This window comes from Paracoccus sanguinis, from assembly GCF_012689545.1.
GTDB classification, from domain to species: domain Bacteria; phylum Pseudomonadota; class Alphaproteobacteria; order Rhodobacterales; family Rhodobacteraceae; genus Paracoccus; species Paracoccus panacisoli.
This window is the reverse complement of the sequence record NZ_CP051542.1, coordinates 2,107,817-2,122,907: the sequence shown is the minus strand read 5'-3', so window position 1 is coordinate 2,122,907 and position 15,091 is coordinate 2,107,817. Positions and strand designations below refer to the sequence as shown.

Here is a 15,091-nt window from a genome sequence, read left to right as displayed (position 1 = left end):
TGATGTTGGAGAACGGAGTCGGGACAGTCAGGGGGGCCATCGCCTGAGGGCAGCCCCAAGGGTCGATGCACCCTGCCTGGGACCGGATGATTTCCATCCCTAACCGGACCATCTCCTTTGATCTCGCGGGCCGTTCCCAGGGGGCGGCCCGTTCGAGTTTCCGGGGCTCGGCGCGATGCCGTCGCCGGCCATCAGTTGGCCGGCTGCCAGCCGACCCCGTTCCCGCCGCGCGTGGCCCCCGTGCCGCCCTCACCGCCCCCCGTTCCGCTCGGGCCTTGCCGCGCCTGTCAGCTTCCCGTCATCTGGCAGGTCTAGAGGACCAGCCATGACCGCCCCACTCTCCCCGCCGCCCGCGTCGGCCGCCCCGCCGCGGGTCTCCGTCGTCATTCCCTGCCGTAACGAGGCAGGCAACATCGGCCCGCTGATCGACGAGATCGAGGCGGCCCTCACCCCACTTTCCCCGTTCGAGGTCATCGTCGTGGACGACGGCTCGACCGACGAGACCGCTGAGCGGGTGCTCGGCATGGCTGCGGACCGGCCGTGGCTGCGGCTGCTCGGCCACCCGCGCTCGGGCGGGCAGTCGGCGGCGGTGCACAACGGTGTCCTTTCCGCGCGCGCCGGGATCATCGCCACGCTCGACGGCGACGGGCAGAACCCGCCGGCCGAGCTGCCGCGGCTGCTCGCGCCGCTCATCGACGGCCCCGAGACGCTGGCGCTGGTCGCGGGGCAGCGGGTCGGGCGGCAGGACACGGCCTCGAAGCGGCTCGCGTCCAAGGCCGCGAACCGGCTGCGCGCCCGGGTGCTGGCCGACGAGACCCGCGACACCGGCTGCGGGCTCAAGGCGTTCCGGCGCGAGGCCTATCTGGCGCTGCCGTTCTTCGACCACCAGCACCGCTACCTGCCGGCGCTGTTCGCCCGCGACGGCTGGCAGATCGCCCATGTCGACGTCGCCCACCGCGCCCGCGGGGCGGGGCGGTCGAACTATTCCAACCTCCAGCGCGGGCTGGTCGGCATCTCGGACCTCGCCGGGGTGGCGTGGCTGCTGCGCCGCCGCAAGACCGTCCGCGCCACCGAGCGCCGCCCCGAGGAGACGCCATGACCCTCTCGCTCATGCATTTCTTCAAGGTCACGACACAGGCCGAGCTGCTGTGGGTGATCTTCGGCTTTCTCGCGCAGTCGATGTTCATGATGCGCTTCCTGATCCAGTGGATCGCGTCGGAACGCGCCCGCCGCTCGGTCGTGCCGGTGGCGTTCTGGTATTTCTCGCTGGCGGGCGGGCTGACGCTGCTCGCCTATGCCATCCACCGCCGCGACCCGGTGTTCATCTTCGGCCAGGCGCTCGGGACGGTGATCTATGTCCGCAACCTCTGGCTCATCCATGCCGCCCGCCGCCTTCCGGTCGAGTGAGGCGGCGGCCCTCCTGCTGATCCTCGGGCTGACGGCGTGGCGGCTGGCGTGGCTGCCGGCGTCCGACCTCGAGCTGTACGTGGACGAGGCGCAATACTGGCTCTGGGGGCAGGAGATGGCCGCCGGGGCCTGGTCCAAGCCGCCGCTGGTCGGCTGGCTGATCCGCGCCGCGAACGAGGCGGTGGGCTCCGACGCGCCCTGGGTGGCGCGGCTGCCCTGGCCGCTGGTGCATGGCGCGGCGGCGCTGGCGGTCATGGCGCTGGGGCGCAGGCTCGCCGGGCCGGCGGTGGGGGCGCTGGCGGGGGCGGTCTATGCGACGCTGCCGGCGGTGTCGGTGGGCAGCATCCTGATCTCGACCGACAGCCCGCAGCTGCTGGCGCTGGCGCTGTTCCTGCTGGCCTGGGTGGCGCTCCCCGGCCGCCGGGGCGCGGTGCTGGCCGGGGCGGCGTTGGCGATGGGGATGTGGTCGAAATACGCCATGCTGTTCCCTCTGCCGGGGCTGGCGCTCGGCGCCTGGATCGACCCGCGCTGGCGCCGCCCGTGGCCGGAGGTCGCCGTGGTCGCGGGCGTGGCGCTGGGGCTGTTTGCGCCGAACATCGCCTGGAACCTCGGCCACGACCTCGCCACCGTGCGCCACACCGCCGAGAACGCCGACTGGCAAGGGGCGCTGAACCTGCGCCACGCGGGCGTGTTCTGGGCCGAGCAGTTTGCCGTCGCCGGTCCCCTGACCTATGCGGCGATGCTGGCCGCGCTGGTCGGGCGCTGGCCCGCGGGGCTGCGCGGGCTGGTGCCGATCGCGGCGGCGCCGCTCGCCATCGTCACCGCGCAGGCGATCCAGTCAGAGGCGAACGCCAACTGGGCCGTGGGTGCCTATGTCGCGGGCGCGGTGCTGGCGGCGGCGTGGCTCGCGCCCCGCCCGCGGCTCACGGTCGCGGCGCTGGCGCTGAACGGGATCGTGGCGACCGGCCTGCCGGTGATCGGCACGCTGGCGCAGGAGTTTCGCCGGGACGGCGACCCGGTGCTCGCCCGCTACGTCGGCAACACGGCGCTGTCTGACCGGGTGCTGGCCCGCGCGGCGGGGGCGCCGCTCGTCCTCAGCGCCGACCGGGCGCTGCTGGCCGAGCTGACCTGGCGCGCCAAGGGAACAGGCATCGCGGTCCGCGCCGTGCCCGGCGCGGACGGGCCCACCCCCAGCCACTACGACATGATCTATCCGCTGAAGGCCGAACCCGGCCCGGCACTCTGGGTCGGCCCGCCCGAGGCGGCCCCGGCCTGCGCCGCGGCCCCGAGCCCCCTGCCCCCCGGCGAGGGCGACCTCGGCCGCCGCGCGCTGGCCACCGTGCCGGTGTCGGGGGCCTGCCTCGACAGCCTGCGCCGGTAAGCGAAAGCCCCGGCCACCTTTCGGCGGCCGGGGCGTCTGTCTGGCTGAAAGACCTGCCGACGGCGGGGATCAGATCCGCTCGATGGCCAGCGCGATACCCTGACCGCCGCCGATGCACATGGTCACCAGCGCCTTGTCGGTGTTGGTGCGCTCAAGCTCGTACATCGCCTTGACCGTCAGGATGGCGCCGGTGGCGCCGACCGGGTGGCCCAGCGCGATGGCGCCGCCGTTCGGGTTCACCTTGGCGGGGTCGAGCCCGAGGCCCTTGTTCACCGCCAGCGCCTGCGCGGCGAAGGCCTCGTTCGATTCGATGACGTCGAAATCCTCGATCTTGAGGCCGGTCTTTTCCATCAGCTTCTTGACCGCGGGGATCGGGCCGACGCCCATGATGTCGGGGCGCACGCCGGCATGGGCCCAGCCGACGAGGCGGAACTTGGGCTCGAGCCCGGCCTCGCGCGCGGCCTTCTCGGTCGCCAGCACGATGGCTGCGGCGCCGTCGTTGATGCCGCTGGCGTTGCCCGCGGTGACCGAGCCGCCGTCCTTCTTGAACGCCGGCTTCAGCCCCGCCAGCGCCTCGGCCGAGGTCGATTTCGGGTGCTCGTCCTTGTCGAAGACCACGGTGCCCTTGCGGGTCTTGATCTCGACCGGGGCGATCTGGTCCTTGAACCGGCCCTCTTCGATGGCGGCGGCCGCGCGCTTCTGGCTTTCCAGCGCGAACTCGTCCTGCGCCTCGCGGCTGATCTGGTTTTCGGCCGCGACGTTCTCAGCGGTGACGCCCATGTGGCCGGTGCCCATCGGGTCGGTCAGCGCGCCGGTCATCATGTCCATGATCTGCTGGTCGCCCATCTTGGTCCCCGCCCGCAGGCCGGGGATCAGGTAGCCGCCGCGGCTCATGCTCTCGGCCCCGCCGGCGAGCGCGAAGTCGGCGTCCCCGGACTGCAGCGCCTGCGCGGCCGACACGATGGCCTGCGCGCCCGACCCGCACAGCCGGTTGACGTTCATCGCCACCGCCGTCTCGGGCACGCCCGCGTTCAGCATCGCCACGCGCGACAGGTACTGGTCCTTGGGCTCGGTGTTGATCACGTGGCCGAACATCACGGTGCCGATCTTGTCGGCCGCGACGCCCGAGCGCTCGATCGCCGCCTTGGCGGCGGTGGTGGCCAGCTCGATCGGCGGGATATTCGCCAGGCTGCCGCCAAAGCCGCCGATGGCGGTGCGGGCGCCGGACAGGATCACGATGTCGTTGTCTGCCATGGTTGAGAACTCCCCCAAACGAATGATGAACTGGCTCGGCGGAGAACCTTAATCATGGCCAAGCCCGGCACAAGGCCCCCCTCGCATCGCGGGGTGGCGCGGCGGGATGCCTCCGGCGGGGATATTTGGGTCCAGCCCGAGGCCGGCGGGGGCGCACCGCGTCATAATTGGCGATTTCCTCGCCGCGGGATTGCGCTTAGGATCGCGGCAAAACGGCAAAGACCGAACCGGGCAGACAGGCACATGAACACCTATCTCAAGCTGGCGATCGTCATGCTGGTCGCCTCGTGCGGCGGCGGCGGGGGCAGTTTCAAGGCGCCGCGCGACCTCGACAACGCCTGCGCCATCGTGGCGGAACGGCCCGCCTACCTGCGCGCCATGCGCGACACGCAGTCGCGCTGGGGGGTGCCGGTGGCGGTGCAGATGGCGGCGATCCACCAGGAATCCAAGTTCATCGGCGACGCGCGGACGCCGCATCAATACGCCCTTGGGATCATCCCGATCGGGCGGCAGAGCTCGGCCTTCGGCTATTCCCAGGCCCTTGACGGCACGTGGGAGGAGTATCTGAAGGAAACCGGCAAGCGCCGGGCGCGGCGCGACGACATCCGCGACGCGACCGACTTCATGGGGTGGTACATGAACGGGACGGCGCGGCGGCTGGGGATCTCGACCGCAGACGCGGGGGCGCAGTACCTGGCCTACCACGAGGGGCGCTCGGGCTATGCCTCGGGCAGCCATCTGTCCAAGCCGTGGCTGCTCGGCGTCGCGGGCAAGGTGCAGAGCCGGGCCGTCATGTATCAGGCCCAGCTGCAATCCTGCGGCCGGGCCTGAGGGTCGTCGCGGGTGGCGGGCGGCGTCACTTGCGCCGCGCGGCCTCGTTGTTGATCGAGAACTTCGAGGGCTGGATCGCCACGCCCTTCTGCATCTGACCCAGGATCACCGTCGTCCGCTTGCCCTTGTCGTCGGTGACGATCCACTGGCGCAGCTCGGTCGGGTTGGCGGTGAACACCATCTGGATGTTGCCGTATTCGGGATGCGCCGGGTCCTGCGCCCGCACGATGGTGGTGTTCTTCTTCTCGCTGTGCGCCGTCACCATCCCCGAGCGGCCGAGGTTCACGTTGTCGGCGAGGATGATCGAGAGCGGCGTCTTGGACAGCGGATACTGCTGGGCGCCGGTGTTCGACTTCTTGTCGAAGACCGCGACCTGCCCGCCCGAGGCGAGGACGAGCGTGTTGTCGCCCTTGTACTCGAACCGCACCCGGCCGGGGCGCTGGATGTAGACCTTGCCCGGCGTCACCGAGCCGTCGGCGTTCACCTGGCTGAAGTCGGCGACCACGGTCTTGAGGCTGTTGAGGTAGCGGCTGACCTCGTTGAGGGGGATCTTGTCGGCCGCCGCCGGCAGGGCGAAGGCGAGGGCGAAGGCGGGCGCAAGTGCGAGAGAGCGAAGGTTCATGATGGGATCATACCGCCTTTCCAAAGGGTTGCACGTCACGAATAAGGGACGGAGGCGGCCCCGAACGCTCGCGTGCAAGTGAGGGTTCCGGGGGCTTGCGCCGCTGCCGCGCCCGACAGGGGGCGTCGGCCGCCGGCCTAGAGCGGTTGACCGGCGAGCAGCCGCGGCATCGGATCGAGCGTCAGCCCCGCCGCCTGCCGCATGAAGGCGCGTCGCAGCGGCGGAATCGCGGTGACCGCCCCCATGCCCAGGCCCCGCGCTGCCCGCAGCACCGGGTTGGCGTTGGAAAACAGCCGGTTGACCGTATCCATCCCGAGCCCCAGCGCGGTCGCGTCGAACCGCCGCCAGCGCTGGTAGCGGTCGAGGACGTCGGGGGCGCCGATGTCCTCGCCGCGGCGGGCGGCCTCGACGACGACCTCGGCCAGCGCCGCCACGTCGCGCAGGCCGAGGTTCAGCCCCTGCCCGGCGATGGGATGGACGCCGTGCGCCGCATCGCCCACCAGCGCCACCCGCGCCGCGACATAGTGATCCGCGAGGCTGAGGCTGAGCGGATACGAGAAGCGCGGCCCGGCAAGGCGGATCTCACCGAGGAAGTCCCCGAATCGGGGCCGCAGCACGTCGAGGAAGCGGGCGTCGTCCAGTGCCGCGATGGCCGCCGCCTGCGCCTCGGGCGCCGACCAGACGATCGAGCTGCGGTTGCCGGGCAGCGGCAGGATCGCCAGCGGCCCCTCGGGCATGAAGAACTGCCACGCCGTGCCATTGTGGGGGCGGTCGTGGTCCACCGCGCAGACCAGCGCGGTCTGGCCGTAGCCCCAGCCGCGCCGGGTGATCCCGGCCCGCGCCGCCACGCCCGAGCCGCGCCCGTCGGCGCCGACGAGCAGCCGCCCGGTCAGCACCGTCCCATCGTCCAGCGTCACCGCGACATGGCCGGGCCGGACCTCCTGCCCCGTCACCTGCCGGCCCGGCACATGGGTCACGCGGCCCGCCATCGCCTCCATCAGCGCGGCGTAGAGGAAGCGGTCCTCGAGCATGTGCCCGACCGGCCCCTCTTCGATCTCGGCGGAATCGAAGACGAGGTGGAACGGACCCGCCCCCTCGCCCGCCTCGCCCTGCGCGGCCTCGACCTTGAGGATCGGCTGCGACTTCGCCGCGAGCCCGCCCCACAGGCCGAGCGCGGTCAGAAGCCGTCGCGAGGCGAGCGCCAGCGCATAGGCGCGCCCGTCGAAGTCGTCGGCCGCCCGCGCCTGCGCGGGCCGCGCGTCGATCACCGCGACCGAGAGCCCGGCCCCCGCCAGCGCCAGCGCCAGCGCCGGGCCGTTCAGCCCGCCGCCGACGATCAGAATATCGTGGTCCACCGTCATGGCGGCACCCTATCCGGCCCGTGCGGCGCGGTCCATGCGGCAGGGTGGCCGCCTTAGACCCCGAGGGCGCGCGGTTGGCACGGCCGGATGCCTCCGGCGGGGATATTTGGGTCCAGCCCGAGGAGAGGGGTCTGTGGCTGCGGCGCCCCATTGCCCCGCCCGGCGCGGGGCTCTACCGTCCGCGCGTCTCAGGGCGTGCGGCAGGACGGGGGCGGGGATGGATTGGCTCAAGGCGAGCGCCACGGAACAGGGGCGGGCGATCATGGCGGGGCTGGTCAGCCCGCTCGACCTGGTCGAAGGCTATCTCGACGCCATCGCCCGTGCGCCGCTCGCGCGCCGCATCTATGCCCGGCTGACGCCCGAACGCGCGCGGGCCGGCGCCATCGCCGCCCACGACCGGGCGCGGGCGGAACTGCGGCGCGGGCTGCTGGACGGCGTGGCGCTGAGCTGGAAGGACAACGTGGATAGCGCCGGCGTCGCCACCGAGGCGGGCTCGCTGCTGCTCGAGGGGCGGGTGCCGGACAGCGATGCGGCGGTGCTGGCCACCGCCTCGGCGCAGGGGGCGCTGTGCCTCGGCAAGACCCACATGACGGAACTAGCGTTCTCGGGCCTCGGGCTGAACCCGCCGGTGGCGACGGTCCCGAACGCCTTTGACCCGCAGCTCGTGGCCGGCGGCTCGTCGGGGGGTGCGGCGGTCTCGGTGGCGATGGGGCTGGCGGCGGCGGCGATCGGCACCGACACCGGCGGCTCGATCCGCCTGCCCGCAGCCTGGAACGGCCTGGTCGGGTTCAAGCCGACCCCCGGCGCGGTGGACATGACCGGGATCGTGCCGCTCTGCCGGCGCTTCGACGTGGCCGGGCCGCTGGCCCGCACCGTCGAGGATTGCGCCGCGCTCTACGCCCTGATCACCGGCGACAGCGCCCCCGACCTGCGCGAGGCGGGTGCCGCGGGGCTGCGGCTCATGGTGCTGGACGGCGTGCCATTCGACGACGCCCGCGACGCGCCCGTCGCCGCGTTCGCGGAGGCCTGCGCCACCCTCGCCCGCGCCGGGGTGCAGATCACCCACGCCGCGCCCCCCTGCGTGGCCGAGGCGATGGCGCTGTCGCCCACGCTCTTCGCCCCCGAGGCCTACGGGCTCTGGCGCGACCAGATCGAGGCGGCGCCCGAGCTGATGTTCCCGCCGATCCTTGAACGCTTCCGCGGCGGCAAGGCCGTCACCGCCGCCGACTACGTCGCCGCGTGGGAGACGCTCGACCGCCTGCGCCGCGACTGGGCGCAGGCCACCGCCGGCTTCGACGCGGTGATCCTGCCCACCGCCCCGATCCTGCCGCCCGAGATCGCCCGGCTCGAATCCGACGCGGCGTTCTTCGCGTCCGAGAACCTGCTTGCGCTCAGGAACACGCGGATCGGCAACCTGATGGGCCTGCCGGCCATCACCCTGCCCACCGGGCGGCCGGCCTGCGGGCTGATGGCGATGGGGCGCGCGGGCGACGACCGCCGCCTGCTCAGGACCGCCGCCGCGCTCGAGGCCGCGCTCGCCCCCTGACCGCATTCTCTTTGACCCAAATATCCTGGGGGAGTCGCCGCAGGCGACGGGGGCAAAGCCCCCTCCTGGCCTGATTCGCCTTTAACTGGACGCACCCCGGCAATCCCGATACTCTGCAGCCCAACGGGGCGGCACGATCCCGTGACTGTGAGGCAGCGATGAATTCACCCGAGCGGTTTGCGAACCTGCCGGATTACGCCTTTCCGCGCCTGCGGAAGCTGTTGGCCGGGCTGACCCCCGCCGCCGACCCCATCGTCATGACCATCGGAGAGCCGCGCCACGGCATCCCCGACTTCGTCGCCCCGCGGCTGGCCGAGACGGTGGCCGAGTTGGGCAAATACCCCCCGAACGACGGCACGCCGGAACTGCTCGCCGCGATCTCGGGCTGGATTCGCCGCCGCCACGGCATCGAGGTGGGGCCCGAGCGGATCACCGCACTCAACGGCACCCGCGAGGGGCTGTTCAACGCAGCCCTCGCCCTCTGCCCCGAGACGAAGGGCGGCGAGACCCCCGCGATTCTGATCCCCAACCCGTTCTATCAGGTCTATGCCGTCGCCGCCGCCGCGGTCGGCGCCCGCGCGGTCTTCGTCAACGCCACCGCCGAGACCGGCCACCTGCCCGACTTCGCCGCGCTCGACGCAGCCACGCTCGACGCCGCCGCGATCTGCTATTTCTGCTCGCCCGCCAACCCGCAGGGCGCGGTCGCGGGGCGCGATTACCTCGAGCGGCTGATCGAACTGGCCGAGCGGCATGATTTCCTGATCTTCGCCGACGAGTGCTACTCCGAGATCTGGCGCGACACCCCCCCGCCCGGCGCGCTCGCCGTGGCCGAGGCGATGGGGCTGGCCCATCGGGTGATGATGTTCAACTCGCTCAGCAAGCGCTCGAACCTGCCCGGGCTGCGCTCGGGCTTTGCCGCGGGCGCGGCCGAGGCCATCGCGCGGTTCCGGGTGCTGCGCAGCTACGCCGGCGCGCCGATCCCCCTGCCCCACCAGCGGGTCAGCGAGACCGCCTGGGCGGACGAGGATCACGTCACCGCCAACCGCGCGCTCTACCAGCAGAAATACGCCATCGCCGACCGCATCCTCGGCAACGTGCCGGGCTACCTGCCCCCCGAGGGCGGGTTCTTCCTGTGGCTGCCGGTCGAGGATGGCGAGGCCGCCGCCCGCCGCCTCTGGGCCGACGCCGGGGTGCAGGTGCTGCCCGGCGCCTATCTCTCGCGCGAGACCGACGCCGGGAACCCCGGCGCGGGCTACATCCGCGTGGCGCTCGTCGGGCCGGCGGCCGAGACCGAGGATGCGCTGACCCGCATCCGCGACACGCTTTACGAAAGGGGGTGAGATCATGGCCAGCTGGCAGGCAAAGCACCGCGATCCGCTGTTCGACCAGACCACCCAGGCGGCGCTGGAACGGCGCGGCAAGGAAGTCGTCGGCGCGGGGCTCGTGGTGCTGGCGGTGGTGCTGGGCATGATCCTGATCTCGTGGTCGCAGAACGACCCCGGCATCGGCACCGCGACCGACCAGGTGGCGCAGAACCTGCTGGGCCGGTTCGGGGCCTATGTCGCCTCGGCGCTGGTGATGATCGTGGGCTTCGGGGCGTGGGTGCTGCCGCTGGTGGCGCTCGGCTGGGGGCTGCGGCTGATGCTGCACCGGGGCGAGGACCGGCTGATGCGCGGCCTCTTCACCCCCTTCGCGGTGGTGCTGGCCTCGGTCCACGCGACCGCGATGGTGCCGCCCGGCGACTGGACGCAGGCGCATGGCCTGGGCGGGCACCTGGGCGACATGGTGATGGGCGGGCTGATCGGGCTGATGCCGATGGCGCCCGCCGTGGCGCTGAAGGTGATGGCGCTGCTGACCGCGATCGCGGGGGTGGCGGTGACGGCCTTCGTGCTCGGCTTCGACCGGCGCGAGATGATGGGGATCGGCCGGTTCCTCGCCACCGGGCTCGCCACCGCCTATGACCTCGGGATGACGGCGGTCGGCCGCGGGGCCTCGGCCTCGGTGGCCGGCGCGCGCGAGCTGCGCCGCCGGGCCGAGGAACGCCGCCGGAAAAACGCCGCGGGCGCGGACGCCGAGGCCGTGACGGCCGACGTGCCCGCCGCCCCTGAGGGCAAGCCGGGCCTGCCCGCCGGCTTGCTCGGCCGCCTGCGCCGCAGCAGCGCGCCGGAAGAGATCCCGCCCTCGGAACTGGTCGAGACCGCCCCCGACTACGACGACAGCGACGGCCCCGACGCCGCCGAGGTCAGCGCCCGGATCAGCGACGCCATCCGCCACCGGGCCGAGGCCGACGCCGCCCGCGACGGCGGCCATGACCTGGCGCAGGACGAGGGACACGGCGACGCCCCCTCCCGCTCGGTCCTTTCGGCGGTGACCGCGCGGCTGACTGGCCGCGCCCAGTCGGTGCCGCCCGCCGCCCCGACCGACACTAGCCGCGTCGTCATGCCGCCGATGCGCAAGCCCAACCCCTCGCGGCAGGCGGTGGCCGAGGCGCAGCCGAGCCTCGCCTTCGACAGCGCCGCCAACGGCTATGAAAAGCCGCCGCTCGCGCTGCTGGCCGCCCCCGGCACCGTCGAGCGGCACACGCTGAGCCAGGAGGCGCTGGCCGAGAACGCCCGGATGCTGGAAGCGGTGCTGGACGACTACGGCGTCAAGGGCCAGATCACCGCCGTCCACCCCGGCCCGGTGGTGACGCTCTACGAGCTGGAACCCGCGCCGGGGCTGAAGGCCAGCCGCGTCATCGGCCTGTCGGACGACATCGCGCGCAGCATGTCGGCGCTGTCGGCCCGCGTCTCGACGGTGCCCGGCCGCACCGTGATCGGAATCGAGCTGCCCAACCAGCGCCGCGAAAAGGTGGTGCTGCGCGAGATCCTGTCGGCCCGCGCCTTCGGCGACACCTCGATGCCGCTGCCGCTGGCGCTGGGCAAGGACATCGGCGGCGAGCCGGTGGTGGCGAACCTCGCCAAGATGCCGCATCTGCTGATCGCCGGGACCACCGGCTCGGGCAAGTCGGTGGCGATCAACACGATGATCCTGTCGCTGCTCTACAAGCTGACGCCCGAGGAATGCCGGCTCATCATGATCGACCCCAAGATGCTGGAACTGTCGGTCTATGACGGCATCCCGCATCTGCTTTCCCCCGTCGTGACCGACCCCAAGAAGGCCGTGGTGGCGCTGAAATGGGTCGTCTCGGAAATGGAAGAGCGCTACCGCAAGATGTCCAAGATGGGCGTGCGCAACATCGAGGGCTATAACGGCCGCGTCGCCGAGGCGCTCGCCAGGGGCGAGATGTTCCGCCGCACCATGCAGACCGGCTTCGACGAGGACACCGGCGAGCCGGTCTTCGAGACCGAGGAGTTCCAGCCCGAGAAGTTCCCCTACATCGTCGTCATCGTGGACGAGATGGCCGACCTGATGATGGTCGCCGGCAAGGAAATCGAGGCCTGCATCCAGCGCCTCGCCCAGATGGCGCGGGCCTCGGGCATCCACATCGTGATGGCCACCCAGCGCCCCTCGGTCGACGTCATCACCGGCACGATCAAGGCGAACTTCCCGACCCGGATCAGCTTCCAGGTCACCTCGAAGATCGACAGCCGCACGATCCTGGGCGAGCAGGGGGCCGAGCAGCTTCTGGGCATGGGTGACATGCTCTACATGGCCGGCGGCTCGCGCATCACCCGCGTCCACGGGCCGTTCGTCTCGGACGAAGAGGTCGAGGAGGTCGTGAACCACCTCAAGTCCTTCGGCCCGCCGCAGTACATGACCAGCGTGGTCGAGGGCGGCGAGGAAGAGCGCGAGGCCGAGATCGACGCGATCCTCGCCACCGACGGCTCGGACGACGTGCTCTACGACCAGGCGGTGGCGATCGTGGCCAAGGACCGCAAGTGCTCGACCAGCTACATCCAGCGCAAGCTGGCGATCGGCTACAACAAGGCCGCGCGCCTCGTCGAGCAGATGGAAGAGCAGGGCGTCGTCAGCCCCGCCAACCACGTCGGCAAGCGCGAGGTGCTGGTGCCCGAGGTGTGAGGCGTCAGTTCTCGCACGTGATGAACCGCGTGTAGGCCGCCCCCTGCCGGGCCAGTTCCTCGGGCGGGGGCGGTTCGCCCGCGGCGCCGGTGCGGGGGGTGACCCCCTGCTCGGACAGAAACAGCTTGGCGATCTCGCCCCGGATCGCGAAGTTGACGTTCTGGGGGATGTCGCCCGTCTCGCTCGCCGTCACGATGGCGTCGAGCTTCGAGACCACCACCCCCACCACCTGCCCCAGCCCGTTGACCACCGGCCCGCCCGAATTGCCGGGCTGCACGGGGGCCGAGATCTGCATCACCCGGGTGTCGCCGCCCAGGCCCCGCTGCGAGGTGACCGAGCCACGGGTGACGTTCAGGCCGCTCAGGATGCCGGCAAGCGGGTAGCCCAGCACCAGCACGTCCGAGTTGAGCGGCGCAGGATTGGGGGCAAAGCTCGCCACCGTCTCGACCGGGGCATCGGTGCGGACCAGCGCGAGATCGAGGTCGCGGTCGGCGGCCAGCAGCGTGGCCGGCTTGCCCTCGACCGCGAGCCGGGCGCAGTCACCCGCGACATGGGCGTTGGTCAGGACGTGGCCGTCCGGCGAGACGACGAAGCCGGTGCCCGAGCCCGAGGTCCGGACGGCCGCGGGTGCGGCGTCCGGCGCGGCGGCGCCCGCCTGCGCCGGCGTTGGGTCGGGCCCCGGGGCCGGCGCGGGGCTGCCCGCGGCGGCCCCTGCGTCGGCGGTGACGGGGCCGGCCCCCTGCGACGCGTCGGGCGCCGGCAGGGCGGGCGGCTGGGCGGGTGGCTGCGTCATCGCCTTGCGCACGTCGTCCTCGATCCGGCTCTGGGCCTGCCGCTTGTCGGGGTCGGCGGCAAGGACGGCAGCAAGGCTGACGAAGCCCGTGCCGATCTCACCCTCGGGCGGAAAGGCGAGCGGATCCGAGCGGCCCTTGGCGATGCTGGCCGAAACCGCGCGCAGGATGCCCTCGTCGGGTCCCTCGGCCGACAGCATGAAGGTCGCCCATCCGCCGTCGCGCGCGTCCGAGCGGGTGTAGAGATGCAGCCCGGACCGGGTGGTGACCGCGGTGATGGCGACGTTGTCGCGGCGCAGCACGTAAGGCTCGTCCGGCCCCGCCTCGCGCAGCGTATAGTCGTGCAGCCGCTGCGCCTGCGCCACGTCGCCGAAGGTCAGGGAATAGCCGAGCGAGCTGGCCGAGTGGTTGAAGTTGATGAAGTTGTCAGAGGGCGCGCCGTCCCGCAGCCGGGCGGCCGGGACCATGATCGTCATGTCGAGCGAGGGCATGTAGCGCATCTCCCACCCGTCGCGCTCCATCTGCTCGGAGGCTGAAGCGGCGTAGACCAGCGTCGCCCAGACGGGGATCGGCGTCGTGACGCCGAACGGCGCCAAAGTCGCCTCGAGCGCCAGTTGGCTCGCGCTGCCCCAGGCCCCGTCGAGCAGCCCGGTGTAGGTGCCGGTGAACGCCATCGCGGCCTGCAGCGTCCGCTTTTCCTGCCGGGTGAGCTGGCGGGCGTCGAACTCTTCCACCAGTTCGTCGGCGGTGTAGGCGTGCAGCGGGCCGGCCACGCCGAGACACGCCGCACAGATCAACGCGAACCTCATCGCCCCCTCCGCCGCATGAACCGCCCGCAGGATGTGGCAGGGCCGTTCCACTGGTCAACCGGTGCGGTCCGTCAAAGTTGAGGGGTCGTGTTCCGTTCGACGCGGGGCGCGCGGCCCGGAGGCGGCGACGCATTGGGGGGCCGATCCGGGCCACACGTCGCGGCGCCCCCTCCGGGCGGATCGCCGCCCGCCCGGGCCGCCGCCTGCCGCCCACCCGTTGGCAACCTCGCGCCCCTCGCCGATAAGGCGGCATGACCTACTACCAGCTTCACCCCCTCAACGCGCGCCACGGGCTGACTGCGGTGCTGCCCGGCCTCAGGGCCACGGTCGCCGAGGCGGTGCGGCTGACGCAGGCCCACGCCGCGCTGCCGGACTTCGACGTGACCGTGCGGGTGGACCCGGATCGCTGCATCCCGGGCTGGGGCGTCGGCGGCCTCGCGCCCGCGCCGGGGGTGATCGAGATCGCGCTCATCCCCGACCTCTGCACGCCCGAGCGGCTGATCCGCACGCTCGTCCACGAATTCCACCACCTGATCCGCTGGGACGGCCCGGGCTACGGCCGCACGCTCGGCGAGGCGCTGGTGAGCGAGGGGCTGGCCGGGCAGTTCGTGCGCGAGGTGCTGGGCGGCCCGCCCGACCCGTGGGACCAGACGCCGGTGGCGGAGGGCCTCGCGAAGCGGGCGATCGCCGAGTGGTCGCGGCCGGGCTATGACCACGGCGCCTGGTTCTTCGGGCAGGGCGAGCTTCGGCGCTGGGTGGGCTACGGGCTCGGCGCCCGGATCGTGGCCGAGGCGCTGGCCGCGGCGCCCGACGCGACCGCCGTCACCCTCGCCACCGCCCCGGCCGAGCAGTTTCGTCCCGTGCTGCGCCGCCTCGCCTCGCGTGCGGCCGGGGTCGAGGCGGCGGCCGAGGACGAGGCGCCCGACGGGGACGGGGACGGGGACGGCGCGGCATCCCCCTCTGAGCAAACAAATATCTCCTCCCCCGGCGATGAGGCGGGTGAAACGGAACGGCCCGCGCCGCGTTGAGGGTTGAAGGCCCGGTGCGCGGCGCGCGCCGGAGACCC

Annotated in this window: 12 protein-coding genes; 8 read left to right on the top strand and 4 right to left on the bottom strand. The window is 72.4% G+C overall.

Annotation, left to right across the window (positions count from 1 at the left end; translation table 11 throughout):
- Positions 1-325 precede the first annotated feature (325 nt).
- The 3 genes from HGN31_RS10110 to HGN31_RS10100 are packed head-to-tail and all read left to right on the top strand — an operon-like array spanning position 326 to position 2,788.
- Complete coding sequence (locus tag HGN31_RS10110) at positions 326-1,099, top strand: glycosyltransferase family 2 protein (protein ID WP_168783096.1); 774 nt, start codon at positions 326-328, stop codon at positions 1,097-1,099.
- Positions 1,096-1,407 carry a lipid-A-disaccharide synthase N-terminal domain-containing protein gene (locus HGN31_RS10105; RefSeq protein ID WP_036700532.1) on the top strand — a complete coding sequence of 104 codons (312 nt, stop codon included), beginning with the start codon at positions 1,096-1,098 and terminating at the stop codon, positions 1,405-1,407. Before HGN31_RS10110 ends, HGN31_RS10105 begins: the two co-directional genes overlap by 4 nt.
- Positions 1,379-2,788, top strand: coding sequence for an ArnT family glycosyltransferase (locus HGN31_RS10100; protein WP_168783095.1), 1,410 nt, complete (start codon positions 1,379-1,381; stop codon positions 2,786-2,788). Before HGN31_RS10105 ends, HGN31_RS10100 begins: the two co-directional genes overlap by 29 nt.
- A 69-nt stretch (positions 2,789-2,857) precedes the next feature.
- Here the strand turns inward: HGN31_RS10100 and HGN31_RS10095 are convergent, their stop codons facing one another.
- Positions 2,858-4,042: an acetyl-CoA C-acyltransferase family protein gene (locus HGN31_RS10095; protein WP_036700535.1), complete on the bottom strand. Its 1,185-nt coding sequence runs from the start codon at positions 4,040-4,042 to the stop codon at positions 2,858-2,860.
- Between the two features lie 243 nt (positions 4,043-4,285).
- On the opposite strand from HGN31_RS10095, the gene HGN31_RS10090 reads away from it, so the two are divergent.
- The gene (locus HGN31_RS10090; RefSeq protein ID WP_036700537.1) at positions 4,286-4,873 is read left to right on the top strand and encodes a transglycosylase SLT domain-containing protein; all 588 of its coding nucleotides are present in this window, start codon (positions 4,286-4,288) and stop codon (positions 4,871-4,873) included.
- Positions 4,874-4,898: 25 nt separating this feature from the next.
- Here the strand turns inward: HGN31_RS10090 and HGN31_RS10085 are convergent, their stop codons facing one another.
- Positions 4,899-5,495: a LolA family protein gene (locus tag HGN31_RS10085; protein WP_168783094.1), complete on the bottom strand. Its 597-nt coding sequence runs from the start codon at positions 5,493-5,495 to the stop codon at positions 4,899-4,901.
- A gap of 137 nt (positions 5,496-5,632) precedes the next feature.
- A complete protein-coding gene (locus HGN31_RS10080) occupies positions 5,633-6,856 on the bottom strand; it encodes an FAD-dependent monooxygenase (RefSeq protein ID WP_168783093.1) in 1,224 nt (407 codons plus the stop codon).
- Between the two features lie 217 nt (positions 6,857-7,073).
- On the opposite strand from HGN31_RS10080, the gene HGN31_RS10075 reads away from it, so the two are divergent.
- From HGN31_RS10075 to HGN31_RS10065, 3 genes are all read left to right on the top strand, one after another.
- Complete coding sequence (locus HGN31_RS10075; RefSeq protein WP_168783092.1) at positions 7,074-8,402, top strand: amidase; 1,329 nt, start codon at positions 7,074-7,076, stop codon at positions 8,400-8,402.
- 158 nt (positions 8,403-8,560) lie between these two features.
- Positions 8,561-9,742 carry an aminotransferase class I/II-fold pyridoxal phosphate-dependent enzyme gene (locus HGN31_RS10070; protein ID WP_168783091.1) on the top strand — a complete coding sequence of 394 codons (1,182 nt, stop codon included), beginning with the start codon at positions 8,561-8,563 and terminating at the stop codon, positions 9,740-9,742.
- Positions 9,743-9,746: 4 nt separating this feature from the next.
- Positions 9,747-12,425: a DNA translocase FtsK gene (locus tag HGN31_RS10065; protein ID WP_168783090.1), complete on the top strand. Its 2,679-nt coding sequence runs from the start codon at positions 9,747-9,749 to the stop codon at positions 12,423-12,425.
- A gap of 4 nt (positions 12,426-12,429) precedes the next feature.
- Here HGN31_RS10065 and HGN31_RS10060 read toward each other — a convergent pair whose 3' ends face one another.
- The gene (locus tag HGN31_RS10060; protein ID WP_168783089.1) at positions 12,430-14,025 is read right to left on the bottom strand and encodes a S1 family peptidase; all 1,596 of its coding nucleotides are present in this window, start codon (positions 14,023-14,025) and stop codon (positions 12,430-12,432) included.
- A 251-nt stretch (positions 14,026-14,276) separates the two neighbouring features.
- On the opposite strand from HGN31_RS10060, the gene HGN31_RS10055 reads away from it, so the two are divergent.
- Positions 14,277-15,053 carry a DUF2268 domain-containing putative Zn-dependent protease gene (locus tag HGN31_RS10055; RefSeq protein ID WP_168783088.1) on the top strand — a complete coding sequence of 259 codons (777 nt, stop codon included), beginning with the start codon at positions 14,277-14,279 and terminating at the stop codon, positions 15,051-15,053.
- Positions 15,054-15,091 lie beyond the last annotated feature (38 nt).

Excerpts from the sequence above, each read along its gene's own strand:
- HGN31_RS10110 (WP_168783096.1), top strand. The coding sequence starts at position 326 with ATGACCGCCCCACTCTCCCCGCCGCCCGCGTCGGCCGCCCCGCCGCGG.
- HGN31_RS10105 (WP_036700532.1), top strand. The coding sequence starts at position 1,096 with ATGACCCTCTCGCTCATGCATTTCTTCAAGGTCACGACACAGGCCGAG.
- HGN31_RS10100 (WP_168783095.1), top strand. The coding sequence starts at position 1,379 with ATGCCGCCCGCCGCCTTCCGGTCGAGTGAGGCGGCGGCCCTCCTGCTG.
- HGN31_RS10095 (WP_036700535.1), bottom strand. The coding sequence starts at position 4,042 with ATGGCAGACAACGACATCGTGATCCTGTCCGGCGCCCGCACCGCCATC.
- HGN31_RS10090 (WP_036700537.1), top strand. The coding sequence starts at position 4,286 with ATGAACACCTATCTCAAGCTGGCGATCGTCATGCTGGTCGCCTCGTGC.
- HGN31_RS10085 (WP_168783094.1), bottom strand. The coding sequence starts at position 5,495 with ATGAACCTTCGCTCTCTCGCACTTGCGCCCGCCTTCGCCCTCGCCTTC.
- HGN31_RS10080 (WP_168783093.1), bottom strand. The coding sequence starts at position 6,856 with ATGACGGTGGACCACGATATTCTGATCGTCGGCGGCGGGCTGAACGGC.
- HGN31_RS10075 (WP_168783092.1), top strand. The coding sequence starts at position 7,074 with ATGGATTGGCTCAAGGCGAGCGCCACGGAACAGGGGCGGGCGATCATG.
- HGN31_RS10070 (WP_168783091.1), top strand. The coding sequence starts at position 8,561 with ATGAATTCACCCGAGCGGTTTGCGAACCTGCCGGATTACGCCTTTCCG.
- HGN31_RS10065 (WP_168783090.1), top strand. The coding sequence starts at position 9,747 with ATGGCCAGCTGGCAGGCAAAGCACCGCGATCCGCTGTTCGACCAGACC.
- HGN31_RS10060 (WP_168783089.1), bottom strand. The coding sequence starts at position 14,025 with ATGAGGTTCGCGTTGATCTGTGCGGCGTGTCTCGGCGTGGCCGGCCCG.
- HGN31_RS10055 (WP_168783088.1), top strand. The coding sequence starts at position 14,277 with ATGACCTACTACCAGCTTCACCCCCTCAACGCGCGCCACGGGCTGACT.